Below are 25,340 nucleotides of genomic sequence, written 5' to 3'. Positions count from 1 at the left end.
TGGCGTCATGATCCACTTCCGCACCACGCAAGGGCAATTTTGAAAGCGAACCCAAAAATGAAAGCCGATCAGAAAGTTGAAGCAGCGCCTAGCGGCGGCGGCAGCAAAAAACTGATCATCATCATCCTGGCGGTGGTCCTGGTATTGGGCGCGGCCGGCGGTGGTGCGGCCTGGTTCTTCCTGCATGGCAAGGGCGACGCGGCCGAGGAAGAGGCGCCCTCCAAGAACAAGCACAAGAACGCCAAGAAGGCCAAGGCGGGTCCGCCGGAATACGTGCCGGTGGAGCCGTTCACGGTCAACCTGCAGCCGGGCGACAACGGCGCCGACCAGTACCTGCAGATCGCCTTCACGCTGGAAGTGGGCGGGCTGGAAGAGAAGGAAAACGTCAAGAGCAATATGGCCAAGGTGCGCAGCCGCATGCTGTTGCTGCTGTCGAGCAAGCGCGCCATGGACATCAATACGCCGGAAGGCAAGGTCCAGCTGGCCAAGGAAATCATTGCCCAGCTCAAGGAACCCTTCGAAGACCGCGGTTCGCCGCAGGAAATCGAAGATGTGCTGTTTACCTCGTTTATCATTCAGTAAGTAGATCGTCATGGCTGATAATTTTCTCTCCCAGGAAGAAGTCGATGCCCTTCTGAAGGGCGTCAACGGCGACCAGGACGACGTCCAGGCGCAGGAAGATGTCGCGGGAGTACGAACGTATAACCTGGCCACCCAGGAACGTATCGTCCGTGGCCGCATGCCGACACTGGAGATTATCAACGAGCGCTTCGCCCGTCTGCTGCGGGTGGGCCTGTTCAACTTCCTGCGCCGCAGCGCCGAGGTGTCGGTCGGCTCGGTGCGGGTCTCCAAGTATTCCGAGTTCATCCGCAACCTGGTGGTGCCGACCAACCTCAACCTGGTGCACATGAAGCCGCTGCGCGGCACCGCGCTGATGGTGTTCGACCCGGGCTTGGTGTTCCTGCTGGTGGACAACCTGTTCGGCGGCGACGGCCGCTTCCACACCCGCGTCGAGGGCCGCGACTTCACCCAGACCGAGCAGCGCATCATCCTGCGCATCCTGGACATCGTGTTCGAGGCCTACACCAAGTCGTGGGAGCCGGTCTATCCGGTCGAGTTCGAGTACATCCGCTCGGAAATGAATACCCAGTTCGCCAACATCGCCACGCCGAACGAGGTGGTGGTGGCGTCCACCTTCACGGTGGAGCTGGGCTCGGTGTCGGGCCAGATCCACTTCTGCATGCCGTACTCGATGATCGAGCCGATCCGCGATTCGCTGACCTCCAGCCTGCAGGGCGAGGCGCTGGAAGTGGACAAGCGCTGGATCCGCCTGATGACGCAGCAGATCCAGATCGCCGAGGTGGAGATCGTCGCCTCGCTGGGCACGGCCAAGGTCAATTTCGACGAGATCCTCAATATGCGCGTGGGCGACATCATCCCGCTGACCATCCCGGAACTGCTGTCGGCCACCGTCGACGGCGTGCCGGTCATGGATTGCAGCTACGGCGTGATGAACGGACAATACGCGCTCAAGGTGGAGAAACTGCTCGCCAATGCCGATAACATCAAATAAGGCCGGCGCAACCGCCGCCGGTGACCGCAATACAGGAGAGAAGCATGTCGGATAATCAAGACGATACGATGGACGACGACCCATGGGGCGCGGCCATCGCCGAGCAGGCCCAGGCGGAAGCGGCCGCGCTGGAAAAGCAGCAGGCCGCCCAGGCGGCCAGCGCCGCCGTGTTCACGGACTTTTCCAGCACGCCGAGCAAGACCGAAACCCATAACGATATCGACTTCATCCTCGATATCCCGGTGCAGCTGACGGTCGAACTGGGCCGCACCAAGATCGCCATCAAGAACCTGCTGCAACTGGCGCAGGGCTCGGTGGTCGAGCTGGACGGCCTGGCCGGCGAGCCGATGGACGTGCTGGTCAACGGCTGCCTGATCGCCCAGGGCGAGGTGGTGGTGGTGAACGACAAGTTCGGTATCCGCCTGACCGACATCATCACGCCATCCGAACGTATCCGAAAACTGAATAAATGAAGCACGGACTGACCTCAACCCTGATCCTCGCGGCGGCCCTGGCCGCCGCGCCTGCAATGGCCCAGCGCAGCGTTTCGGGCACCATCGGCGGCCAGCATGCGGCCAGCGCCAGCGCACCGGCCGTGGCCGCGCCGCCGGCCGCCGAAGCGTCCACCGCCGCCACCGCACCTGCCACGGCACCCGCCGCCACGACCTCGCCTGCGGCGGCATCCCCGGCTGCCGGCGCGCCGGTCGATGCGCCCGCGGCGGCGCCAGCCACGGCGAGCACGCCGAACGCCCCCGCCGGCCCGCTGGCGATGACCATCCCCACCCCGCAGCCATCGGCCTCGCCGGCCGGCGGCGGCTTGCTGCAAACCACCTTCGCGCTGATGTTCGTGCTGGCCCTGCTGATCGGCGCGGCCTGGTTCCTGAAGCGCTACGGCCCCAAGAACTTCGGCGGCGGCAACAGCAACGTCAAGCTGGTCGGCGCGCTCAGCGTCGGCGCGCGCGAGCGCATCCTGGTGGTGGAAGTGGGCGAACAATGGATCGTGGTCGGCGCCTCGCCGGGCCGCATGAACGCGCTGGCCACCATGCCGCGCCAGGAAAGCAGCGAAGCGGCCACCACGGCCCCGCTGCCGACCGCCAACTTCGCCGAATGGTTCAAACAAACGATAGACAAGCGCAATGGCAAATAAGCGGGCCGGCATCACCCTGGCTAAGGCCGTCCAACCCCTGTTGATGCTGGCCGCGCTGGCCTGGCCATTGGCGGCCGGCGCCGATTCGAGCATCGGCATCCCGGCCTTCAACGCCACCCCGGCGCCGGGCGGCGGCACCAGCTACACGCTGCCGATCCAGACCATGCTGCTGATGACGGCGCTGACCTTCATCCCGGCGGCGCTGCTGTTGATGACCAGCTTCACCCGCATCATCATCGTGCTGTCGCTGCTGCGCCAGGCGCTGGGCACGCAGTCGGCGCCGCCCAACCAGGTGATGGTCGGGCTGGCGCTGTTCCTGACCCTGTTCGTCATGGGCCCCACCTTCGACAAGATCTACACCGAGGCCTACCTGCCGCTGCAGGAAAACAAGATCAATATGAGCGTCGCCATGGACAAGGGCGCGGCACCATTAAAAACTTTCATGATGAAGCAAACCCGGCAGGCCGACCTGGCCTTGTTCGTGAAATTGTCGCGCAGCCCCGCGCTGCAAGGGCCGGAAGACGTGCCGCTGCGCATCCTGGTGCCGGCCTTCGTCACCAGCGAGCTGAAAACCGCGTTCCAGATCGGCTTCGCCATCTTTATTCCATTTCTGATTATCGACATGGTGGTCGCCTCTGTACTGATGTCGATGGGAATGATGATGATGTCGCCGGCCGTGATCTCGCTGCCGTTCAAGCTGATGCTGTTCGTGCTGGTGGACGGCTGGCAACTGCTGCTCGGTTCGCTGGCGCAGAGTTTTTACTAGGAGACCGCCATGACACCCGAAAGCGTGATGACGATGGGCCGCCACGCCATGGAGGTGACGCTGATGATCGCCGCCCCCATGCTGCTGGTGGCGCTGATCATCGGCCTGGTGGTCAGCATCTTCCAGGCCGCCACCCAGATCAACGAGGCGACGCTGTCCTTCATCCCCAAGCTGGTCGGCATCTTCGTCGCGCTGGTGGTGGCCGGGCCGTGGATGCTGGCGGTCATGCTCGACTACATGCGCGAAGTGTTCGGCGGCATCCCCGGCCTGGTCGGCTAGATATTTTGCCAAGATGTAATAATTTACGATTCAATAAGAAGTTGACTTAAAATAAGAAGGCTGATGCTCGGTGGAAATAAATAGGGAAAACGCCTCATGATTTCGTTCTCCACTGCCGATATCAATCTGTGGATCGCCGGTTTGCTGTGGCCGCTCACGCGCATCCTCGGGCTGCTGGCGGCGTCTCCGCTGTTCGGCAATGCCAGCGTGCCGGCCCCGGTCAAGATCGGCCTGGGCGTGCTGCTGGCGATGATCGTGGCGCCGGCCGTGCCGCTGCTGCCGGGCAGCGATCCGATGTCGCTGGCCGGGCTGCTGATCCTGGCGCAGGAAATGCTGATCGGGCTGGCGATGGGGTTCAGCATCCGCGTGGTGTTTGCCGCGGTGGAGATGGCGGGGGAAATCTCCAGTTTGACCATGGGCCTGGGGTTCGCGACGTTTTTCGACCCCAACACCCAGGGCCGCTCGTCGGCGATCAGCCAGTTCCTGGCGCTGGTGGCGACCATGACGTTTTTGGCGGTGAACGCCCACCTGGTGCTGCTGTCGGTGCTGGTGGAGAGTTTTTACACGCTGCCGGTGTCGGCCTCGCCGGTGTACGGCGGCGGCTTCAAGCAGCTGGCCGACTGGGGCGGCAAGATTTTCAGCACCGGTGTGCAGCTGTCGCTGCCCATCGTCGCGGCTTTACTGATTACCAACGTTGCGCTGGGCATCCTGACACGCGCGGCGCCGCAGCTGAATTTGTTTGGCATCGGGTTTCCGATTACTTTAGGTGTAGGTTTGCTGGTCATCGCCATGACACTCCCGTACTTGGCGACGCCCGTGCAAAACCTGTTTTTGGACGGCGTTGAACGCGCGCGGCTGATGCCGCGCACCTGGTCGCAACGCCCCGACGCGGTCAAACCGGCAAGCTTGCCGGTTCGGCCTCCGGGGCCGCGGCCATAGCGAAATTCAATAGCCGGCCAGCGATTTTTGGTTTCCATGAGGCAATTACTGGCGTATCATGGGAGCTCCCCGGGAGAATAATGCAATGACTTCGATCGTTACCAGTTTCACAACCGACCAGATCGTCAGCCTCACGGTTGCGCAGATCGGCCTGTTCACGACCGAAGACATGCAGGCGCTCAACTCCGACCAGCTCGGCGTGATGAGTTCGTCCCAGGTGCGCGCCATCACCACGCTGCAGCTGAACTACCTGACCACCGACGCCCTGCCCGGCCTGAGCACCGCCAATGTGCCGCAGCTGACCCAGCTGCAGGTGGCCGCGCTCAACACCGATCTGATCAGCTCGCTCAGCACCGACCAGCTGGTCGCCCTCAGCAGCCACGAAATGCAGGCGCTCACCAGCGTCCAGCTCAACATGCTGAACTCGGACCAGATCGCAGCGCTGGAAACGGCCGACCTGCACGCGCTGTCCACCGTCCAGCTGAGCACGCTCGGTTCCGACCAGGTCGTCAGCCTGAGCAGCGACCAGCTCGGCTCGCTGGCCGGCCAGCAATTGCGCGCCCTGAGCACCGGCGCCGTGCAAGCCCTGGCCACCGACCAGATCCAGCTGCTGTCCACCGCCCTGATGGCGCAGCTGACCACCAGCCAGCTCAACGCCCTGACCGTGGACCAGCTGGCCGCCATCACCACCGACCAGATCGTCGGCCTGGGCTCGCTGCAGCTGAGCATGCTGTCGACCGCCTCGCTGATCAACCTCAGCAGCGACCAGATCGCCGCGCTGGAAACCCGCGACCTGGTGTGGCTCAACAGCAGCCAGATCGGCGCGCTCAGCGCGTCGCAACTGAGCGCCCTGAGCAGCGCCCAGATGCAGGCGCTGCGCAGCAACGAAATCGCGGCGCTGACCACCGACCAGCTGCCGCTGCTGAGCACTGACCAGATCAACGCGCTGAGTTCGCTGGCGGCGCTCAATTCCGCCCAGATCGGCGCGCTCACCACCGACCAGCTGACCTCGCTGACCACCCGCACCGTCGCCGCCCTCAGCAGCGCCCAGCTGGCGGCGCTGGCCGCCGGCCAGCTGCAATCGCTCAACAGCGACCAGATCATCGCGCTGTCGACCGCCCAGGTGGCCGCGCTGACCACCGACGCGATCAGCGCGCTCACCACCGACCAGGTGCTGGCGCTTGAGACGCGCGACTTCGCCGCGCTCACCACCGGCCAGATCCGCGCGCTCAGCACCGACCAGATCGTCGCGCTGAGCACCGACCAGATCGTCGCGCTGAGCACCGCCGACGAAGCCGCCCTGCTGCCCGAGCAGCTGGCCGCGCTGACCACCGACCAGATCGGCGTGCTGAAGACCGTCGTGCCGCTGAGGACGGTGCAAATCCAGGCGCTGACCACCGACCAGGTGATCGCGCTGCAAAGCAGGTCCATCGTCAACCTCAGCAGCGTGCAGCTGGCGGCGCTGACCGTCGACCAGGTGCAGGCCCTGAGCAGCGACCAGATCATCGAGATGACGGCGGCCCAGTACAGCACCCTGAGCAGCAATATGCTCAACCTGCTCACCAGCACCCAGATCGGCCAGATCGAGACGCGCGACATCGCCGCGCTGCGCTCGGTGCAGATCGCCCGCCTGTCGACCGACCAGCTGGTGGTGCTGCTGTCCAACCAGTTCGCCGCGCTCACCAGCAGCGCCATCGCCGCCCTCAGCACCGACCAGATCAGCGTGCTGACCACCGACCAGCTGAACGCGCTGTCGACCCTGGCGGGCCTGGCGAGCCGCCAGATCAGCTCCTTCACCACCGTGCAGCTGAGCTCCCTGTCCACGCACAACCTGGCAACGCTGGCCACCGGCCAGCTGCGGGCGCTGAACTCCGACCAGATCCAGTCCCTGACCACCGACCAGATCGTCGCGCTGAGCGCCGCCCAGTTCCGCGGCCTGAGCTCGGCCGCCATCGCCGCCCTCACCAGCGACCAGGTCATGGCCATCGAGACCCGCGATATCGCCGGCCTCAACACGGAGCAGATCAACAAGCTGGGCACCGCCCAGATCGGGGTGTTGAGCACCGACCAGATATTCGCGCTGAACTCGGCCGAAACCGCGGCGCTGACCACCGACCAGGTGCAGGCGCTCAACAGCGATCAGATCGACGCGCTGCGCTTCCTGACGGCGCTGACCACGCGCCAGATCCGCGCGCTGACCACCGACCAGATCGGCACCATCACGACCGCCGACCTGTCCAGCCTGACCACGCGCCAGTTCACCGGCTTCACCAGCGACCAGCTGCAGGCGCTCACCAGCGACCAGATCATCGCGCTCAACTCGGCCCAGCTGGTGGCGCTGAGCACCAGCGCCATGGCCGTGCTGTCGACCGCCGCCATTGCCGCCATCGAGACGCGCGACATCCGCGCGCTGCGCACCGCCCAGATCGCCCAGCTGAGCACCACCCAGGTGGTGGCGCTGACCACCGCCCAGCTGGCCGCGTTCACCACCGGCGAGATCCGCGCGCTGACCTCCGACCAGCTGTCGGTGCTGAGCAGCGAACAGATCGTCGCGCTGTCGACGCTGGGCGCGCTGGCGAGCCGGCAAATCGTCGGCCTGACCACCGACCAGATCGCGCAGATGTCCACCACCGACTTCGCGACCCTGCTGACCAACCAGCTGGCCGCCTTCAATATCGCCCAGGCCGGCGCCATCACCAGCGACCAGGTGGTGGCGATGTCGACCGCGCAGGTGCGCGCGCTCAGCACCGACGCCATCGCCGCGCTCGGCACGGACCGCATCGCCGCGCTGCGCAACGGCGACCTGGTCTCGCTGAGCACGCGCCAGGTGGCGGCGCTGACCACCGACCAGCTGGCGGCCTTGAGCACGCAACAATTGCGGACGCTGACCACCAGCGAAATCGCCGCCCTGACGCTGACCCAGATCGCCGGCCTGAGCAGCGACCAGATCGACGCCCTGTCCACGCTCAGCGCGCTGACCAGCAAGCAGCTGGCCGGCTTCAGCACCGACCAGTTGTCGACGCTGAACCTGGCCGACCTGCGCGCGCTCGGTTCCAAACAGATCCACGCGCTCAGCACCGATCAGCTGGTGTCGCTGACCACCAACCAGATCGCCGGCATGCAGGCGGCCCAGCTGCGCGGCATCGCCGACGGCGACATGGCGGCGCTGACCACCGGCCAGATCGCCGCGCTCACCAACGCCGAGCTGGCCTCGCTGAGCACCCGGCAGCTGGTCAACCTCACCACCGACCAGATCGTCTCGCTGCGCACCGCCCAGATCACCGGCCTGACCACGCAGGAAATCGCCGCCCTCAGCTCCGATCAGAAAGCGGCGCTGACCAGCGACCAGCTGGGCGCGCTCAGTTCGCTGGCCAGCTTCTCCACCGCGGCCATCGCCGCCCTCACGACCGCCCAGATCGCCTCGCTGCCGCTGGCCATCCTGGCCGGCCTGACCACGCGCCAGATCGCCTCGCTGACCACCGACCAGATCGTGGCGCTGAGCTCCGATGAAATCGTCGCGCTGAGCACCGCCCAGTTCCGCGCGCTCGGCAGCGACCAGATCGCCGCGCTCACTTCCGACCAGGTGCCGGTCATCACGCTGGCCGACCTGCAGGCGCTGTCGACCCGCCAGGTCAGCGCGCTCACCACCGACCAGCTGAGCGAGCTGACACCGGGCCAGTTCGGCGCGCTGAGCACGCCCGACATCGCCAGCCTGACCACCCAGCAGATCGCCGCCCTGTCGACCGACCAGGTGGCCAGCTTCGCCACGCTGGCGCCCTTGACCAGCCGGCAGATCGCCGCCCTCACCACGCTGCAGATCGCCAGCCTGGCGCTGGCCAAGATCGCCACGCTGAAAACCAGCCAGATCGCCGGCCTGACCAGCCTGCAAGTAGGCGCGCTCACCACCGACCAGATCGTCGCGCTGAGCACGGCCCAGGTGCGCAGCCTGAACGCCGCCACCCTGGCCGCGCTGTCGACCGACCAGATCGCCGCGATCGAGGTGGCGGACGTGGCCGCGCTGGGCACCGGCCAGATCACCGCCCTGTCAAGCGACCAGCTGGCGGCGCTCACCTCCGTCCAGTTCGCCGCGCTCAGCACCCGCACCCTGGCCAGCCTGACCACCGCCCAGATCGGCAGCCTGCTGCTGACCCAGATCGACAACCTGGCCTCGCTGGCGCCGCTGACCACCAACCAGCTGCTGGCGCTCAACAGCGCCCAGTTGGCCAGCCTGGGCCTGGGCCAGATCGCCACCCTGAGCACGCGCCAGCTCAACGCGCTGGCCAGCGCCCAGCTGCAAGCGCTCACCACCGACCAGATCGTTGCGCTGGACACCAAACAGTTCCGCAGCCTGGGCTCGGCCAGCCTGAACGCGCTGACCACCGACCAGATCGTCGTCATCGAGCTGGCCGACATCGCCGCGCTGCGCACCAGCCAGATCGCCGCGCTGTCCACCAGCCAGATCGCCGCGCTGACGCTGGCCCAGCTGGGCGCCTTCACCTCGCAGGAAATCGCCGCGCTGACCACCCGCCAGCTGGGCGTGCTCACCACCGACCAGTTCGCCGCCCTGGGCAGCCTGGCCGGCCTCGGCACGCGCCAGATCAGCGGCCTGTCGAGCGACCAGATCATCGCGCTGACGCCGGCCCAGCTGGCGGCGCTCAAGACGGCCCAGATCGCCTCGTTCAGCTCCACCCAGATCCGCTACCTGACCACCGACCAGATCCCGGCGCTCACCACCGGCCAGGTGCGCTCGCTGTCGACCGCCGTCATTGCCGCGCTGACCACCGACCAGATCCAGGCATTGAGCGACGCCGACCTGGCCGTGCTGAACACCCTGCAGATGATGGCGCTCACCAGCGACCAGCTGGGCGCGCTGACGCTGCCCCAGTACGGCACCCTGGTCAGCCGTGAAATCGCGGCCCTGACCACCCGCCAGCTGAGCTACCTGAACAGCGACCAGATCGCCGCGCTCGCCAGCCTGGCCGCGCTGACCACCTTGCAGGTGGGCGCCCTCAACACCGACCAGCTGGGCACGCTGACCGCGCAGCGCTTCGCCACGCTGAGCACCAGGCAACTGGCCGCGCTCAGCAGCCGCCAGGTGGACGGCCTCAACAGCGACCAGATCATCGCCCTCTCGACCGGCCAGATCCGCGCGCTCAACACCGCCCTGCTGGCCGCCTTCAACACCGACCAGATCGAAGCCATCGAGGCGCAGGACTTCGCCGCCCTGAGCTCCACCCAGCTGCGCGCGCTGACCACCGACCAGATGCAGGCCCTGCTGACCGACCAGCTGCACGCGCTCAGCCAGGCCGCCATCGCTGCCTTCACCCAGACCCAGCTGTCGGTGCTGAGCAACGCCCAGGCCGGCGCGCTGGGCAACCTGGCCGACTATTCGACGCTGCAGATCGCCGCCATGTCGACCACCCGCATCGCCAACCTGTCGCTGCAGGACATCGACCTGCTGAGCACGCGCCAGATCGGCGCCCTGTCCTCGCTGCAGGTGTCGGTGCTGAACAGCGACCAGCTCATCGAGCTCAACGGCGCCCAGGTGGCCGCCATCAGCCTGGCCGCGCTGGCCGGCATGAGCACCGACCAGATCGCCGCCCTCGAGCCGGCCGACCTCACCTTGCTGAAGTCGGCCCAGCTGCAGGCGCTGACCAGCGACCAGCTGCTGGCGCTGACCAGCGACCAGATCGGCGCGCTGACCACGCGCGAACTGGCGGTGCTGAAGGCCAGCCAGGTAGCGCTGCTGAGCACGGACCAGCTGGTCAGCGTGAACAATATCGGCGGCCTGACCACGGCGCAGATCCGCGCCCTGACCTCCGACCAGCTGAGCGCCCTGCTGCCGTCGCAGATCGCCGCGCTGCGCACCGGCCAGATCGCCGCGCTGAGCAATACCCAGGTCGTCAACCTGACCACCGACCAGATCGTCGCGCTGACCAGCGCCGACATGCTGGCCCTGAACCCGCGCAGCCTGGCCGCGCTGAGCTCGGACCAGGTGGCCGCGATCGAGCTGGCCGACCTGGCCGCCCTGCGCTCGACGCAGCTGGTGGCGCTCACCACCGACCAGATCGCCGCCATCACCACCAGCCAGATCGCCGTCCTGGCCAGCGGCGCCATCGCCGCCCTGACGGCCAACCAGGTGCACGCGCTCACCACCGACCAGATCGTCAACCTGACGGAGGCGCAGTTCCGCGCGCTGTCGACCAAGGCGATCGCCGCCCTCAGCACCGACCAGTTCGTCGCGATCGAGCTGGCCGACCTGGCCGTGTTGCGCAGCCAGCAGATGCGCGCCCTGACCTCCGACGAGCTGGTCAGCATGACCAGCACCCAGCTGACCAGCCTGAGCACCGCGCAGATCGCCGCCCTGAGCACCACCCAGCTGAGCGTCCTGACGCCGGACCAGTTCATCCTGCTCGGCGGCGTGGGCTCGCTCAACACCAGCCAGGTCGCGACCCTGTCCACCGACCGCATCCAGGCGCTCAGCGACGCCCAGCTGGACGCGCTGAGCACCGGCCAGCTGGCGGCGCTCGGCAGCGTCCAGGTCGGCGCCTTCACCACCCACCAGATCGTCCAGCTGTCGCTGCCCCAGTGGCGCGCGCTGAGCACCTCGGCGCTGCGCGGCCTGTACAGCGACCAGCTCGCCGCCATGGAAGCGGAAGACCTGTCCGGCCTGAAGACCAACCAGATCGCCTCGCTGAGCACGCTGCAGATTTCGCTGCTCAGCGTCGACCAGTTCGGCATCCTCACCACGGCCGAGGTGGCCGCGCTGACCGCCGCCCAGGCCAAGGCCCTGACCACCGACCAGCTCAACGCCCTGGCCACGCTGTCCGGCCTGACCACCCTGCAGGTCGGCGCGCTGACCAGCGACCAGCTGGTCTCGCTCAACGCCGACCATATGCTGACGCTGCGCACCGCGCAGATCGCCGCGCTGACCAAGACCCAGCTGCAGGCCATCACCAGCGAGCAGCTGGTCGGCCTGACCACCAGCCAGGTGCGCGCGCTGAGCGTGGCCGCGCTGGCCGGCCTGAGCACCGACCAGATCCCGGCCATCGAGGGGGAGGACATCGCCGCCCTCAGCAGCGCGCAGCTGAACGCGCTGACCAAGGCCCAGTTCTCGTCGCTGACGCTGGCCCAGGTCGGCAGCCTGGCGACGCGGCAGATCGCCACGCTGAGCGCGGTCGACATCGCGGCCCTGAGCACCCAGCAGCTCAACTCGCTCAGCACCCTGGGCGTGCTCAACGCCGGCCAGGTGGCGGCGCTCACCACCGACCAGCTGGGCAGCATCGACGTCGACCACTTCGCCACGCTGCGCTCGGCGCAGATCGCCGCGCTGTCGGCCAGGCAGATGGCGCTGCTGTCGACCGACCAGCTGGGCGCGCTGAGCACCCAGCAGGCGCGCGGCCTGAACCTGTCCATCCTCAGCACCGACCAGATCGTCGCGCTGAACATCGACGCGGTCTCCTCGCTGAGCTCGGCGCAGCTGGCCACCCTCAGGACCAACCAGCTCGGCGCGCTCACCGGCGCCCAGTTCGCCGCGCTGTCGACCCGCTCGCTGGCCTCGCTGGCGGTGACGCAGATCCGCGGCCTGACCACCGCCCAGCTGACCGCGCTCAGTTCGCTGAGCCCGTTCACGCCGACCCAGATCGCCGGCTTCACCTCCGACCAGATCAGCGGCCTGTCGATCGACATGGTCAACAGCCTGCGCACCAGCCAGATCGCCGCGTTCGGCGCCACCCAGTCGCTGGGCCTGACCACGGCGCAGATCTCCTCGCTCGATCCGTCGCTGGTGGCGGCGCTGTCGGTGGCCGCGCTGAACACGCTCAGCGCCGACCAGGTCCACTCCTTCGACGGCAACGACATCGTGGCGCTGAAGACCGCGCAGCTGTCCAACCTGTCGGCCACCACCATCGCCAACTTCAGCGCCGGCCAGGTGGCCGCCTTCACCACCGCGCAGATGCGTTCGCTCAAGGCCACCCAGATCAAGGCGCTGACGCTGGAGCAGATCGGCGCCCTGACCGTGACTGAAATCTCGGTGATGGCCGCGGCCCAGGTGTGCGCGCTGACCGTCGACCAGCACGCGGCGCTGACGGCCGACCAGCTGGCGGTGCTGCCGCTGGGCAGTCCGCTGATCCTCGACCTGGACGGCAACGGCATCCGCACGCTGGGCATGGACGCCGGCGTCAAGTTCGACCTGTACGCCGACGGCGAGCGGCTCAACACCGGCTGGGTCGGCCAGGGCGACGGCCTGCTCGCGCTGGACCGCAACCACGACGGCCGGATCAACGACGGCAGCGAGCTGTTCGGCACCGCCACCAACGGCAGCGGCGGCGGCAAGGCCAAGGACGGCTTCGCCGCGCTGGCCGACATGGACAGCAACCACGACGGCGTGGTCGATGCCAGGGATGGCCAGTTCGGCGACCTGCGCGTGTGGGTCGACGCCAACGCGGACGGCGTCAGCCAGGACGGCGAGCTAAAGACGCTGGCGGCGCTGGGCATCGCCAGCCTGACGGTGAGCGCCACCAAGGTGAGCGAGCTCGACAACAACAACTGGATCGGTCTGCGCTCCAGCTACACCAGCACCGACGGCACGGCGGGCCAGATGGCCGACGTCTGGTTCCTGGCCAGCCGGGCCGCGCAAACCAGCGCGCTGACGCAGGCCATCAACAGCTACGGCCAGCAGGCCGGCGCCGCGCAGGGCAGCGCCAGCGGCCAGCTGACGCCGGCGACGGCGCCCGGCCTGGCCGGCAATGTTGCCGCGCTGGCCGAGCAGATGCAGCGCTACGACGCCACCGCCGGCCTGAGCGGCAGCGCCACGGCGGGCGAGCAGGACTGGTTCCGCAAGCAAGCCACCGCTGCCGGCATGCTGGCGGCAAAATAACTGCGGGGGTCAAGTCTGACATTCGGACACGAGCTCTGCCGTAAGCAATGTTACGGCAGAGCTCGTGTCCGAATGTCAGACTTCGTATATTGAGCATACCGCATCTCCATCGGATAATAAGGAGGTAGGTGCGGCCAGGCGGAGTGACGCTGATCAGACTTAGTGCCGTGGAGCACGTGGGTCAGATAGGTGCCTCTGCCTGTTTCATTTGATAAGTCCGAACGGTATCTGGGGCCATCGCGCCAGCGCGTAAGCCCGCATACGAGGAAGGTCAAAAATGGATACGATATGCGCAGCGGTAGGTATTGATGTCAGCAAGAAGAAGTTAGATATTGCACTGCTGGTCAACGGAAAAACCAAGACCAAAGTGCTGGAAAATTCCGCCGAAGGCCATCGGGCAATGGTCGACTGGCTCACCAAATCCAAAGTTCCCCTGTCGGCAATGCATGCTTGCATGGAGGCGACCGGGGTCTATTCCGAGCCGTTGGCATTGGCGCTCCACCAGGCCGGGCTGGTGGTGAGCGTGGTCAATCCAGTCTGCATCAAGGGCTTCGGCCACAGCGAAAATATTCGCAACAAGAACGATACGATCGACGCCGGGCTGATTGCACGCTACTGCGTCGCGATGAAGCCCGCGCCCTGGAGTCCGCCGCCGCTGGAGCAGCGCCAGTTGCGGGCTTGGTCGCTGCGCGTCCAAGCCTTGAAGGACATTCGCCAGCAGGAAGAAAATCGGTTGGAGGCATTGATCATCAGCGGGATGGAGGACGTCGCGCAGCATGTGCGACAGCATGTCGCTTGGCTCAGCGTAGAAATAGAGAAGCTCGAAGGCGACATCGACGATCACATAGATCGCCATCCTGGCCTCAAGCACGATGCCGATCTGCTCGCCACCATACCTGGCGTCGGAACGACGACCGTGGCAAAAATACTGGGGCATTTGGGGGATATTCGCCGCTTTGACAGCGCGAAAACCTTCGCTGCCTTTCTTGGGGTAACGCCCAAACAACGCAGCTCTGGAAGCTCGCTGAGGGCACGAACGACGATCAGTCGAACCGGCAGCACCTCAATGCGCGCTGCCCTGTACATGCCGAGCTTGGTGGCGCGCCGACATAACCCCATCCTGCGGCAATTCGCCGAACGGCTTGCCGCGACCGGAATGGCAAAGAAAGCCGTGATCGGGGCAGTCATGCACAAGCTGGCTCACTTGATTTATGGGGTGATACGCAATGACAAGCCTTTCGATCCTAATTACTTATCGAAAGGGCTTGCCATTCAAGACGGTATCTGACCCCCGTTTTTTTTGCGCCGGCGTCAGGTGATGTAATTGAACAGCGACAGCCCGGACAGGCTCTTGAACGATTTCTGCGCCGCGTCCAGCGTGGTCTGCTGCTGGGTGAACAGCGAAATCGCCTTCACCGTGTCGACGTCCTGCAGGTTCGACAGCGTGGTCGCGTACTGCAGGTTCAAGTCGTCGCCCGAGCTGTCCAGGTAGTCCAGCTCCTTCAGGCGCGAACCCACTTCCGCCTGGATCGACAGGATGTTGTCGGTGGCGTTGTCGATATTCACATGGGCCTGGTTGAGCTTGTTGTTCAGGCTGGCCTGCCCCGCCGGGCCGTCGCCCGATGAGCGCAGCGCCGAGATCAGGTCGGTCACGGTGGTGAAGATCGATTGCTTGGTGCTGGGCTGCACGGTGAAGTTGTCGAGGTCGGCGGGATCGCCCTTGACGTCGAACTGCACGCCGTCGAAGGTGATGTTCTGGCCGCTGACATAGGGCTGCGGCACGGCCGGCACCGGCGCCGGCGGCACCGGCTGGTTCAGCGTCAGGTCGGTGACGGTGTAGGTGGTGACCTTGGGGATGCCCGGCGTGGCCGGCACCACCTGGAAATCGACCTGGTATTTGTGGCCGGTCAGCTGGGTCGCATCCTTGACCGAGCCGGCGCTGATGATGCCCGAGCCGCCGCGCGTGAAGTTGGCCGGATCGGCGGCGGTGACAAAGGTGCCGTTGCCGGTCGCGTTGTTTTCAAACACCGACGAGCCGGAATCGCTGATCGGCAGCTTGCGGGTCGAGCCCACCTGCAATTCGCGCTGGCCCTGGTCGCCCTGGTAGGCGGCGCCGGTGGCGGTCTGGGTGAACGGCAGGGTGGTCGACTTGTAGCCCGAGAACACATAGCCGCCGGTGCCGTCGGCGGTGTTGGCCTGGCCCAGCAGGTCGGCCAGCCGGCCCTCCAGCTCGGTCGCCAGCGACTCGCGGTCCTTCTGCGTCATGCTGCCGTCGCCGGCGTTGACCGCCAGCGTCTTGATGTCCTGCAGGATCGAGGTCGAACTGGCCAGCGCCACCGTCTCCTGCGACAGCGTGCCCTTGGCGTTGGAACGGTTGGTCACCAGCTGGGTGTTGATCGATTGCGATTGCGTCACCTCCAGCGCGCGCGCGGTGGCGATCGGATCGTCGGCGGCGCTGAGGTTCTTGCGGCCGGTCGAGAGCTGCTGCTGGGTGCGGGCGAGCGCGGTCTGCAGGGAGCTGATCTGCCCTACGCCGACGTCGTAGATCGTCTTGGAACTGATGCGCATGGACATGATAATTACCTAAGGTTGAGCAATACATCAAACAGGGTGCTGGCCACTTGCATGACCTTGCCGCTGGCCTGGTAGGCCTGCTGATAGCGTAACAGATTTGCCGCCTCCTCATCCAGGTTCACACCGGAGACGCTCTGCTGCTGGGCGGTGGCCTGGGCCACGGCGGCGTCGGCGGCCGAGCCGCTGATCTGCGCCTCGCGCGCCTTGTTGCCGACAAAGTTGACCATCTGCGCGTAGGTGGTCTGGTAGGTGGCGTTGCCGTTGTCCAGGATGTTCTTGGTCTGCAGGCCGGCCAGCAGCGCGCCGTTGCGGCTGTCGCCGACGCCGCTGACGTTGGGGCCGACGGTGAAGGTGTCGAGGTCGGCCGGCGTGCCGCTGATGTTGAAGTTGATGCCGCCGAAGCTGATCGCCGCGCCGTCGGTGTACGGCACCGTCGGCGTGCCGGCCGGATACACGGTGGCGACGCCGTTGACCGTCACCGTCACGTCCTGCGCCGGCGGGAAGCCCGACAGCGAGCCGCTGGCCTTGTCGTAGCTCAGCGTGACCGGCGCGGCCAGCGCGTTGCCCGGCGTCAGGTAGTTGATGTCCACGGTGCCGGCGGTGATCTTGGCGTTGCCGGCGTTGGTGGTCGGCGCGGCCGTGGCGATCGGCGCCGCCAGCGCGATCTTGGTGCGGTCGGTGATGGCGACGCTGAACTGGTCGGCCGCGTTGTAGGTCGGCCGCACCAGGAAGTTATCCTTGGCCACCGGCGCGCCGGTGATGGTGTAGTCGACGCCGTCGATGGTTTGCGGCACCGCCTGCGGGAACGGGTTGATCTGCGTGATCTGGCCGTCGCTCAGGCGGGTGACGTTGAAGTTGGTGCCGTCGTAGTCGACGCTGTAGTCGCTGGCGGTGAGCTTGCTGGCGTCGGTGACGACGGCGCTGACGTCGGCCGTGCTGACCGGCGAGTTATGGCTGTTGACGCCGACATAGGCGTTGATCGGATTGAAGAACGCCGTGCCAAGCGCGCCGTTCTGGTCCTGGCCCAGCACGTGCTGGGCGTTGAAGCTGACCGCCAGCCCGGCCGCCACCTGGCCCAGCGAGTTTTGCGCGCGGTCCATGGCGCCGTTGCGGAACGACACCAGGCCGCCCAGCTGGCCGCCGCTCAGCACGCTCTCCGGCAGCGCGTTGAAGACCCCGGTGTCGCTTTGGTAGCCGACCGTCACGCGGCTGGCGTCGGTGGGCGAGTTGGAGGTGGCCAGCTGGAAGGCGGTGCCGCCCACCACCAGCGGCTGGCCCGTGCCGAACTCGACCGTCAAGGTGTTGTTGTCGCCGGCGATGACGGTGGTCTTGATCAGCTTGTTCAGCTCGGTCAACATCTGGTCGCGGTGGTCCAGCATGTCGTTGGGCGCCTTGCCGTCCGTGGTCAGGCCGGCGATGGTCTTGTTCAGCGCGGCGATCTGGGTGGCGTAGGAATTGATTTCGCCGACGTTGGAGGTGATCTGGCCGTTGACGCCGGTGGCGATCTCCGACAGCCGCGCGCTCAGGCCCTGGAAGCGCGAGGCCAGCGACGACGCGGTCGACAGCATCGCCTGGCGCGACGCGGCCGAGGCGGGATTCGAGGTGGCGTCCTGCACACCGTTGAAGAAGTCCTGCAGGGCCGGCGACAGGCCGGCGGTGGGATCGGCCAGCAGGTTGTCGATCTGGCTGATCTGCTTGGTGTAGGCGTCCAGCGAGGCCTGGTTGGACTCGGCGTTGCGCAGCTGCACCGCGAGGAAATTGTCGTAGTAGCGGCGCACGGCCGTCACCTCGGTGCCGGTGCCGACGAAGCCGAAGCCCTGGTCCAGGGTCGCGGTGTCGGACTGGATGGCGGCCTGGCGGCTGTAGCCCACCACGCCGGCGTTGGAGATGTTGTTGCCGGTGGTCGACAGACCTACCTGGGCCGCCAACAAACCGCTTTGACCGATGCTGAGAAGACTGGACATGATGTTTTGACTCTATCTGTAGGGGGTAACGGCAGGCCGTCGCCAAACTTGACTAGCCCGCCAGCGAGCGCTTGATGATGCTGGTGAGCTTGTTCGCGTAATTCGGGTCGGTGGCATAGCCGGCCTTCTGCAGGCCGTGCGCGAAGCTGCTGGCGTCGCCCGCGCTGGCCAGCACTTTTTCGTAGCGCGGATTGCTGGCCAACAGCCTGGCGTAATCCTTGAAGCTGTCGCTGTAGCTGTCGTAGGCACGGAAGCGCTCGACCCTGGTGTGCGCCTTGCCGTTGACGTATTCGGTGGTGGTGGCCTCGACCACCTTGCCCTTCCAGTCGCCGCCGGCCTTGATGCCGAACAGGTTGTGGCTGTTGCTGCCGTCGCGGCCTTTGATCTCGCGCTTGCCCCAGCCGCTCTCCAGCGCCGCCTGGCCCAGCATGAACTTGGCCGGGATGCCGGTGGCGCGGCTGGCCTCCTCGGCGTCGGCGCTGAGCTTTTGCTGGAAGCTGCGCACGTGCGGCGCCTGGCTGCCCTTGTTGCCAATGTTCGTGGCCGGCACCGCGCTGTTGTCGTCCACCGAGCCCGCCGCGCCGGGACCGCCGGCCGCCGCGATGGCGCGCTGCAGTTTGGCGTCCATCAGGCTCGACAGGCCGCCGAAGCTGCCGCCGTTGGCGCCGCTGCTGCTGTCGCCGGCCTCGTTGCCGATCGCCAGCGCCTGCTTGTCGGCGGTCTTGGACAGCTGGCGTATCAGCATGTCCGACAGGCCGATGCCCTTCTTGGCGATGTTCTGGCTGGTCTGCTGGTCCAGCATGGTGGTGAACATCTTGGTCTGCTGGCTGTCCATCATGCCATCCTGCGGCGTCGCCTCGCGCATGCTCTTCATCATCATGTTGACGAACATGGCTTCGAACTGCGTGGCGGCCGTCTTCAACGCCTCCGGGCTGCCGGCCTTGGCCGACTGGCGCAGGCTGCCCATGTCTTTGACGTCAAGGGCGAACTTGCTGCTGAGGTCGTTGGAGGTGTTTGGACTGGTCATGATGCGCCCCGCTTAGATGATTTCCAGTTCGGCGCGCAGCGAACCGGCCGCTTTCATCGCCTGCAAAATGGCCAGCAGATCCTGCGGCGTGGCGCCGATGGCGTTGAGTGCCTTGACCACCTCGGCCAGCGAGGCGCCGCCCTTGACCATCATCACCTTGCCGCTGTCGGCCTTGATGCCCACCTGCTGGTTGGGCGCGACCACGGTGCGCCCGCCCGACAGCGGGTTCGGCTGGCTGACCTGCGGATCGGCGGTCACCGAGATCGACAGGTTGCCGTGCGAGATGGCGCAGGTGTCGAGCGTGACGGCGCGGTTCATCACCACCGAGCCGGTGCGGGCGTTCATGATCACCTTGGCCGGCTGCTCGGCCGGGTTGACCTGCATGTCCTGCAGGGTGCCGATGAAGCTCACGCGCTGGTCGCTGCTGCTGGGCGACTGCACGCGGATCACGCGGCTGTCCAGCGCATAGGCGATGCCGGAACCGTATTTGTCGTTGATCGCCTCCACCACGCGGCTGGCGGTGGCGAAGTCGGCGGTGTTCAATTCCAGCTTGATGAAGTTGCCCTCGCCCAGGCTGGAGGCCACCGCGCGCTCGACCGTGGCGCCGCCGGAAATCTTGCCCACGCTGAGGTGGTTGACGGTCAGCGAGCTGCCGCCCGCGCCGCCGGCCGCGACGCCGACGCCGCCCACCAGCACATTGCCCTGGGCCATGCCGTAGACCTGGCCGTCGGCGCCCTTGAGCGGCGTCATCAGCAGCGTGCCGCCGCGCAGGCTCTTGGCGTTGCCCATCGACGAGACCGTGATGTCGAGCGTCTGGCCCGGCTGCGCGAACGGCGGCAGCGAGGCCGTCACCATTACGGCGGCGACGTTCTTCAATTGCAGCGAGGTGCCCTGCGGCAGGTTCACGCCCAGCTGCTGCAGCATCGAGACCACGCTCTGCACGGTGAACGGGGTCTGCGTGGTCTGGTCGCCGCTGCCGTCGAGGCCGACCACCAGGCCGTAGCCGATCAGCTGGTTCTGCCGCACGCCGGCGATGCTGACCAGGTCGCGCAGGCGCTCGGCGTGGGCCGGCTGCACCAGTAGCGAGGCCGCCACCAGCAGCAGCACCATGGCCGCCAGCTTGCACAGGCCGGCCGCGCGGCGCACGGCTTCGTAGATGTGTTGAGTGCTGTCCATGATCGCCATCAGAAAGGTAACAGGCTTTGGAAGAAGCGCGAGGCCATCGAGGTCATCTCGGCGCGGTCGATCTGGCTATTGGTGCGGTACTCGACCTTGGCGTCGGCCACGGCGGTCGACTGCACGGTGTTGCCGGTGGCGATATTGTCGGGGTTGATCATGCCGGAGAAGCGGATGAACTCCACGCCCTTGTTCATCGCCACCTGCTTCTCGCCGGCCACGATCAGGTTACCGTTGGACAGCACCTCGACCACGGTCACGCCCATGGTGCCGGTGAAGGTGTTGCTGGCCGACTGGTTGTCGCCGTCGGCGAACTTGCTGGCGCTGTTGACGCCCAGCGTGCCGCCGAAGGTCGCTTGCAGCGGGCCGGGCACGCTGGCGCTGACGCTGCCGGACTTGTTGCCCGAACTGGCGCCGGCTTTCACGGCCGAGGTTTTCTCGGTGATGACCAGGGTCAGCACGTCGCCCACCTGGCGCGCGCGGCGGTCCTCGAAGATCGGACGGAAGGCGGCGCTCTGGTAGATCGCGCCGCTGGTCGGCGCCGCCTGCAGCTGGGCGCTGGTCAGCGGACGGGCCGACATCGGCATCTGCACGATGGAGGTCGGCGTGGTCATGCAGCCGCTCAGGGCGCCTGCTGCCGCAACGATGATGATGATGGCGTATTTCATGCTCAGCTCCTTACATCTGCGACAGCTTGGCCAGCATCTGGTCGGAGGTGGTGATGGCCTTCGAGTTGATCTCATAGGCGCGCTGGGTCTGGATCATATTGACCATCTCCTCGACCACGTTGACGTTCGAGGTTTCCACATAGCCTTGCAGGATGACGCCGGTGCCGTTGGTGCCGGGGGTGTTGGTCTGCGGATTGCCGGAGGCGCCGGTCTCGACGTACAGGTTCTCGCCCTTCGATTCCAGCCCGGTCGGGTTGATGAAGGTCGACAGCTGGATGCTGCCGATCTGCTGCGGCGCCACCTGGCCCGGCAGCGTGACCGAAACGGTGCCGTCGCGGCCCACGGTGATCGATTGCGCGGTGATCGGGATGGTGATGGCCGGCTGCAGCACGAAGCCGCTGGAGGTGACCATCTGGCCGTTGTTGTCGCGCTGGAAGGAGCCGTCGCGGGTGTAGGCGGTGGTGCCGTCCGGCAGCAGCACGTTGAAGAAGCCGTTGCCGTTGACCATCAGGTCCTTGTCGTTGCCGGTCGACTGCGGGTTGCCCTGGGTGTGCACCCGTTCGATCGCCACCGGACGCACGCCGGTGCCCAGCTGCATGCCCGACGGCAGGTTGGTCTGCTGCGACGACTGGCCGCCCGGCTGGCGGATGTTCTGGTACAGCAGATCCTCGAACACCGCGCGCGATTTCTTGAAGCCGTTGGTGCTGACGTTGGCCAGGTTGTTGGACGTGACATCGAGCGCGGTCTGTTGCGCTTCCATGCCAGTCTTGGCGATCCACAGTGAACGTATCATGATGCTTCTCCCGTTGCTTGGACGGGAGCTGCCAAAAGCGACAGCTACTCATCCCACGCAATCATTATGCGGGAGAGGGCATCAACTCAAAGCGAGGATCTGGGTGGCTTTTGCGGCGTTATTCTCGGCGTTCTTCAGCAAACTCATTTGCATCTCGAACTGCCTTGCCAGACTGATCATGTTGACCATGGAATCGACCGGATTGACGTTGCTGCCCTCCAGCGCGCCGTCCACCACGCGCACCGCCGGATCATTGTCGGCCGGCGTGCCGCTGAGCTGCCGGAACAGGCCGTCGTCGCCGCGCACCAGGCTCTTGGGGTCCGGATTGACCAGCTTGATCCGCCCCAGCACGTTGGCCGGGCCAGGCTTGAAATCGGTGGAGATGGTGCTGACCGTGCCGTCGCCGGCCACCATCACCGTGGTGTCGGGCGGGATGGCGATCGGGCCGCCGTCGCCCACCAAGGTCTGGCCGCTGGTGGTTTGCAGCAGGCCGTTCTCGCTGACCTTCAGGCTGCCGTTGCGGGTGTAGGCTTCCGAACCGTCGGCCGACTGCACCGCGATCCAGCCCTGGTCGCGCACCGCGATGTCCAGCGCGCGGCCGGTGGTCTGGATCGGGCCGGCGCGCATGTCCGCGCCCACCGTGGAGTTGACCACGAAGGCGCGCGTCTGCAAGCCGTCCGACACCACCGGCACCGCCCGGAAGGTATCGAGCTGGGCGCGGAAGCCGGTGGTGGTGGCGTTGGACAGGTTGTTGGCAACGGTGGCTTGCTGATCCATCACGTGCCGCGCACCTGTCATCGCGGTATAAACCAGGCGGTCCATGGCTTACTCGATTACCGCAGGTTGACCAAGGTCTGCAGCACCGAATCCTCGGTCTTGATGGTCTGCGCATTGGCCTGGTAGACGCGCTGCGCGGTGATCATGTTGACCAGTTCGGCCGTCAGGTCGACGTTCGACACTTCGACCGAGCTGGCCCGCAACGCCCCCATCGAGCCGGCGTTTGGCACGCCGACGCTAGGCGTGCCGGAGGCCGAGCTTTCCGCCCAGGCGTTGTTGCCCAGCGGGGTCAGGCCGTCGACGCTGGCGAAGTTGGCCATCGCGATCTGCCCCATCGGGCGCGACTTGCCGTTGCTGTACTGGCCCAGGATCACGCCGTTGGCGTCGATGGCGTAACGCTGCCACGAGCCGGCCGAATAACCGTTCTGCACCGAGCCCAGGTCGTTGGTGACGCTGCCGTACTGGGTGGTCTTGTCGAAGGTGGTGGCGACCGTCATCGGCTGCTGCGCGCCCGTGTCCGGGAAGATCGGCAGCTGGATGTTGAACGGCAGCGTTTGCGGCGTCGGCACCATCAAGGCCATCGCCTCCGGGTCCAGCACGCCGGTCTTGCTGAACAGCAGCGTACCGGCTTTGACGGCCGGCACGGTGATGGCGGCGGCCAGCTTGGCGTTGATCTGGTCCGGCGTCATGCCGGTGATGGAACCGCTGCTGGTCGGATCGAGCGCAGTCAGGGCGGCTGCCAACGCATCGAGCTGCGCCTGGGAGGCGGCAGCCGGTGGCGTGCTGGCGGCGGTGGTCATCGCGGCGCCGGCGGCAATCGCATATTGCGCAGCGGCCTGGGCGATGACGAGCGGGTCCGGCGGCGTCGCGCGCACCGCGTCGTTGTACACCAGACGCGCGTCGAGCGTGGGCTGATCGGAGTTGATCGCCGCTGCCACACCGGCCGAGACGATTTCCTTGTTGTCGGCCGCCGCGTACACGTCCCAGGTATTGGCATCGGTCTTGACGTAGTAAGTCGTCATGATGTGCGAGGTGCCCAGGCTGTCGTACACGTTGAGCACGGTCTGCTTGTTGTAGCTGGTCGGATCGCCGGCGTCGAACGGGATCGTGGCCGGCACCTTCTCGGCCGAGCTCAGGTTCAGCTGGAAGTTGGCGGTGGTGGTTTGCACCGGCGTCAGGTCCGACTTGTCCAGCGTCAGCGGCACCGGCGCGCCCAGCTGGATCACGCCGGCCGAGTTCGACAGATAGCCGGTCAGCTGCGCGCCCTGGGCGTTGATCAGCGTGTGGGTGTTATCTTCGTGGAACTGGCCGTTGCGCGAGTACTGCACCGCGCCGTTGACCACTTCGCGGAAGAAGCCGCCGCCGTTGATCGAGATGTCCAGCGGATTGTTGCTGGTCTCGATATTCCCCTGCGTGAATTGCTGGGCCAGCTTGGCGGTGGTCGCACCGATGCCAGGGTTGTTGCCCGACACGCCGTTCAGCGAATTGGCGTACAGGTCCGCAAACTGCGCCTGCGAGCCCTTGAAACCAACGGTGCTGGCGTTGGCGATGTTGTTGCCGATAACGTCCAGCGATTTGGATGCTGCGTTCAGGCCGCTAAGTCCTTGTTGGAACATGGTATTCCCCTATGCTAGGTATGACGTGTGAACTGCGTTACAAAACTTCTTTAACATCGGACATCGCGAACTGTCCGAGCGAGGTGTTCAGTTTGACCCCGCCGCTGCCGGTCGACACGCTGGCCACGGCCGCCAGTTGCAGCGGCGAGGCGTCGGTCAGGGTCTTGCCGGCGCTGACCGCCTTGACGGTGAAGGTGTAGCTGCCGGCCGGCGCGGCGGTCTTGGCGTCGGTGGTGCCGTCCCAGGTGATCGGGTAGGTGCCGACGTCGGTGCTCTTCATGTTCATGGTGCGCACCACGGCGCCGCTCTTGTCCTGGATCGAGATCGTCACGCTCTCGGCCGGCGAGGCCAGGTCGATGCCGAACACGCTGGTGCTGGTGGTCTTGCCGGCGCTGTCGGTGCTGGTCGACAGGTCGACGCCCTTGCCCGACACCAGCACGCCCTTGCCGATCAGGTTGGTGGCGGTCAGCGATTGCGAGGCGGCCTGGTCGGTACGCAGCGACTCCAGCGTGGCGTTGACCTTGTTGATGCCGGTCACCGTCGACAGCTGGGCCAGCTGGCTGGTCATGGCCGCGTTGTCCATCGGGTTCAGTGGGTCCTGGTTCTTCAGCTGCGTCACCAGCAGCTTCATGAACTTGTCCTGGTCGGCGCCGACGTCGTCGGTGGACTTGGTGCCGGTGCTGCCGGTGGTGTTGAGCGGCGCCGCCACGGGCGTGTCGATCACTGCGCTGATAGTCATGATGTCCTCTTAAAAATTACTGGCCGATGGTCAGGGTTTTGAGCAACAGCGTCTTGGCCGCGTTCATGGTCTCGACGTTGGTCTGGTAGGAACGCGAGGCCGACAGCATGTTGACCATCTCGTCCACCACGTTCACGTTGGGCATAGTCACATAGCCCTTGTCGTCCGCCATCGGATGCTTGGGGTCGTACATCTGCTTCATCGGCGACTGGTCTTCCACCACCTGCTTGACGCGCACGCCAGTGGCGGCGCCGCCGTCGGCCGGCGTGGTCGCTTCGAACACCACCTGGCGCGCGCGGTAGGCCTCGCCGCTGGCGCTGGTGGCGCTGTCGGCATTGGCCAGGTTGGAGGCCACCACGTTCAGGCGCTGCGCCTGGGCGCTCATGGCCGAGCCGGAAACATTAAAGATATTAAACAGCGACAT

Annotated in this window: 19 protein-coding genes; 9 read left to right on the top strand and 10 right to left on the bottom strand. The window is 66.2% G+C overall.

What is annotated here, in order from left to right; genetic code table 11:
• Positions 1–57 precede the first annotated feature (57 nt).
• The 9 genes from fliL to ACEN9O_RS15625 all read left to right on the top strand — a co-directional run bounded on the left by fliL (position 58) and on the right by ACEN9O_RS15625 (position 14,870).
• Positions 58–582: a flagellar basal body-associated protein FliL gene (fliL, locus tag ACEN9O_RS15665; protein ID WP_495612805.1), complete on the top strand. Its 525-nt coding sequence runs from the start codon at positions 58–60 to the stop codon at positions 580–582.
• 10 nt (positions 583–592) lie between these two features.
• A complete protein-coding gene (gene fliM / locus ACEN9O_RS15660) occupies positions 593–1,573 on the top strand; it encodes a flagellar motor switch protein FliM (protein ID WP_008451348.1) in 981 nt (326 codons plus the stop codon).
• A 44-nt stretch (positions 1,574–1,617) separates the two neighbouring features.
• Entirely contained in the window at positions 1,618–2,046 is a 429-nt protein-coding gene (gene fliN, locus ACEN9O_RS15655) for a flagellar motor switch protein FliN (protein WP_495612804.1), read from the top strand.
• On the top strand, positions 2,043–2,720 hold the full coding sequence (fliO, locus tag ACEN9O_RS15650; protein ID WP_495612803.1) for a flagellar biosynthetic protein FliO: 678 nt from the start codon (positions 2,043–2,045) through the stop codon (positions 2,718–2,720). Before fliN ends, fliO begins: the two co-directional genes overlap by 4 nt.
• Positions 2,710–3,486 carry a flagellar type III secretion system pore protein FliP gene (gene fliP / locus ACEN9O_RS15645; RefSeq protein ID WP_495612802.1) on the top strand — a complete coding sequence of 259 codons (777 nt, stop codon included), beginning with the start codon at positions 2,710–2,712 and terminating at the stop codon, positions 3,484–3,486. The genes fliO and fliP overlap by 11 nt, the downstream gene beginning before the upstream one ends.
• Positions 3,487–3,495: 9 nt before the next feature.
• Complete coding sequence (gene fliQ / locus ACEN9O_RS15640) at positions 3,496–3,765, top strand: flagellar biosynthesis protein FliQ (RefSeq protein ID WP_116990396.1); 270 nt, start codon at positions 3,496–3,498, stop codon at positions 3,763–3,765.
• A 96-nt stretch (positions 3,766–3,861) separates the two neighbouring features.
• Positions 3,862–4,704 (top strand): flagellar biosynthetic protein FliR, encoded by an 843-nt coding sequence (fliR, locus tag ACEN9O_RS15635; RefSeq protein ID WP_495612801.1) that lies wholly within the window; start codon positions 3,862–3,864, stop codon positions 4,702–4,704.
• Between the two features lie 85 nt (positions 4,705–4,789).
• The gene (locus ACEN9O_RS15630) at positions 4,790–13,582 is read left to right on the top strand and encodes an SPM autocatalytic domain-containing protein (protein WP_495612800.1); all 8,793 of its coding nucleotides are present in this window, start codon (positions 4,790–4,792) and stop codon (positions 13,580–13,582) included.
• Positions 13,583–13,859: 277 nt separating this feature from the next.
• Positions 13,860–14,870, top strand: coding sequence for an IS110 family RNA-guided transposase (locus tag ACEN9O_RS15625; RefSeq protein ID WP_495612799.1), 1,011 nt, complete (start codon positions 13,860–13,862; stop codon positions 14,868–14,870).
• A 23-nt stretch (positions 14,871–14,893) separates the two neighbouring features.
• Here the strand turns inward: ACEN9O_RS15625 and flgL are convergent, their stop codons facing one another.
• The 10 genes from flgL to flgC form a co-directional block, all read right to left on the bottom strand.
• Positions 14,894–16,156 carry a flagellar hook-associated protein FlgL gene (gene flgL / locus ACEN9O_RS15620; RefSeq protein ID WP_495612798.1) on the bottom strand — a complete coding sequence of 421 codons (1,263 nt, stop codon included), beginning with the start codon at positions 16,154–16,156 and terminating at the stop codon, positions 14,894–14,896.
• A gap of 5 nt (positions 16,157–16,161) precedes the next feature.
• On the bottom strand, positions 16,162–18,120 hold the full coding sequence (gene flgK, locus ACEN9O_RS15615; protein WP_495612797.1) for a flagellar hook-associated protein FlgK: 1,959 nt from the start codon (positions 18,118–18,120) through the stop codon (positions 16,162–16,164).
• A 52-nt stretch (positions 18,121–18,172) separates the two neighbouring features.
• Positions 18,173–19,147 (bottom strand): flagellar assembly peptidoglycan hydrolase FlgJ, encoded by a 975-nt coding sequence (flgJ, locus tag ACEN9O_RS15610; protein ID WP_495612796.1) that lies wholly within the window; start codon positions 19,145–19,147, stop codon positions 18,173–18,175.
• Between the two features lie 12 nt (positions 19,148–19,159).
• Positions 19,160–20,332 carry a flagellar basal body P-ring protein FlgI gene (locus ACEN9O_RS15605; protein ID WP_495612795.1) on the bottom strand — a complete coding sequence of 391 codons (1,173 nt, stop codon included), beginning with the start codon at positions 20,330–20,332 and terminating at the stop codon, positions 19,160–19,162.
• Complete coding sequence (locus ACEN9O_RS15600; RefSeq protein ID WP_495612794.1) at positions 20,332–20,991, bottom strand: flagellar basal body L-ring protein FlgH; 660 nt, start codon at positions 20,989–20,991, stop codon at positions 20,332–20,334. Before ACEN9O_RS15600 ends, ACEN9O_RS15605 begins: the two co-directional genes overlap by 1 nt.
• Before the next feature lie 10 nt (positions 20,992–21,001).
• Positions 21,002–21,784, bottom strand: a complete 783-nt coding sequence (gene flgG, locus ACEN9O_RS15595) for a flagellar basal-body rod protein FlgG (protein ID WP_008451365.1) — start codon at positions 21,782–21,784, stop codon at positions 21,002–21,004.
• 81 nt (positions 21,785–21,865) lie between these two features.
• The gene (flgF, locus tag ACEN9O_RS15590) at positions 21,866–22,606 is read right to left on the bottom strand and encodes a flagellar basal-body rod protein FlgF (RefSeq protein ID WP_495612793.1); all 741 of its coding nucleotides are present in this window, start codon (positions 22,604–22,606) and stop codon (positions 21,866–21,868) included.
• 11 nt (positions 22,607–22,617) lie between these two features.
• Positions 22,618–24,177 (bottom strand): flagellar hook protein FlgE, encoded by a 1,560-nt coding sequence (locus tag ACEN9O_RS15585; RefSeq protein WP_495612792.1) that lies wholly within the window; start codon positions 24,175–24,177, stop codon positions 22,618–22,620.
• 37 nt (positions 24,178–24,214) lie between these two features.
• A complete protein-coding gene (locus ACEN9O_RS15580) occupies positions 24,215–24,916 on the bottom strand; it encodes a flagellar hook assembly protein FlgD (protein WP_495612791.1) in 702 nt (233 codons plus the stop codon).
• Between the two features lie 16 nt (positions 24,917–24,932).
• Positions 24,933–25,340, bottom strand: a complete 408-nt coding sequence (gene flgC, locus ACEN9O_RS15575) for a flagellar basal body rod protein FlgC (RefSeq protein ID WP_026334163.1) — start codon at positions 25,338–25,340, stop codon at positions 24,933–24,935.

It is taken from the genome of Duganella sp. Dugasp78 (genome assembly GCF_059491455.1).
Note: the sequence above shows the minus strand (reverse complement) of the source record. Positions and strands in the feature narration are given on the sequence as shown.

Bases quoted from the DNA above. Each gene is read 5' to 3' on its own strand.
- fliL (WP_495612805.1), top strand. From the start codon at position 58: ATGAAAGCCGATCAGAAAGTTGAAGCAGCGCCTAGCGGCGGCGGCAGC.
- fliM (WP_008451348.1), top strand. From the start codon at position 593: ATGGCTGATAATTTTCTCTCCCAGGAAGAAGTCGATGCCCTTCTGAAG.
- fliN (WP_495612804.1), top strand. From the start codon at position 1,618: ATGTCGGATAATCAAGACGATACGATGGACGACGACCCATGGGGCGCG.
- fliO (WP_495612803.1), top strand. From the start codon at position 2,043: ATGAAGCACGGACTGACCTCAACCCTGATCCTCGCGGCGGCCCTGGCC.
- fliP (WP_495612802.1), top strand. From the start codon at position 2,710: ATGGCAAATAAGCGGGCCGGCATCACCCTGGCTAAGGCCGTCCAACCC.
- fliQ (WP_116990396.1), top strand. From the start codon at position 3,496: ATGACACCCGAAAGCGTGATGACGATGGGCCGCCACGCCATGGAGGTG.
- fliR (WP_495612801.1), top strand. From the start codon at position 3,862: ATGATTTCGTTCTCCACTGCCGATATCAATCTGTGGATCGCCGGTTTG.
- ACEN9O_RS15630 (WP_495612800.1), top strand. From the start codon at position 4,790: ATGACTTCGATCGTTACCAGTTTCACAACCGACCAGATCGTCAGCCTC.
- ACEN9O_RS15625 (WP_495612799.1), top strand. From the start codon at position 13,860: ATGGATACGATATGCGCAGCGGTAGGTATTGATGTCAGCAAGAAGAAG.
- flgL (WP_495612798.1), bottom strand. From the start codon at position 16,156: ATGTCCATGCGCATCAGTTCCAAGACGATCTACGACGTCGGCGTAGGG.
- flgK (WP_495612797.1), bottom strand. From the start codon at position 18,120: ATGTCCAGTCTTCTCAGCATCGGTCAAAGCGGTTTGTTGGCGGCCCAG.
- flgJ (WP_495612796.1), bottom strand. From the start codon at position 19,147: ATGACCAGTCCAAACACCTCCAACGACCTCAGCAGCAAGTTCGCCCTT.
- ACEN9O_RS15605 (WP_495612795.1), bottom strand. From the start codon at position 20,332: ATGGCGATCATGGACAGCACTCAACACATCTACGAAGCCGTGCGCCGC.
- ACEN9O_RS15600 (WP_495612794.1), bottom strand. From the start codon at position 20,991: ATGAAATACGCCATCATCATCATCGTTGCGGCAGCAGGCGCCCTGAGC.
- flgG (WP_008451365.1), bottom strand. From the start codon at position 21,784: ATGATACGTTCACTGTGGATCGCCAAGACTGGCATGGAAGCGCAACAG.
- flgF (WP_495612793.1), bottom strand. From the start codon at position 22,606: ATGGACCGCCTGGTTTATACCGCGATGACAGGTGCGCGGCACGTGATG.
- ACEN9O_RS15585 (WP_495612792.1), bottom strand. From the start codon at position 24,177: ATGTTCCAACAAGGACTTAGCGGCCTGAACGCAGCATCCAAATCGCTG.
- ACEN9O_RS15580 (WP_495612791.1), bottom strand. From the start codon at position 24,916: ATGACTATCAGCGCAGTGATCGACACGCCCGTGGCGGCGCCGCTCAAC.
- flgC (WP_026334163.1), bottom strand. From the start codon at position 25,340: ATGTCGCTGTTTAATATCTTTAATGTTTCCGGCTCGGCCATGAGCGCC.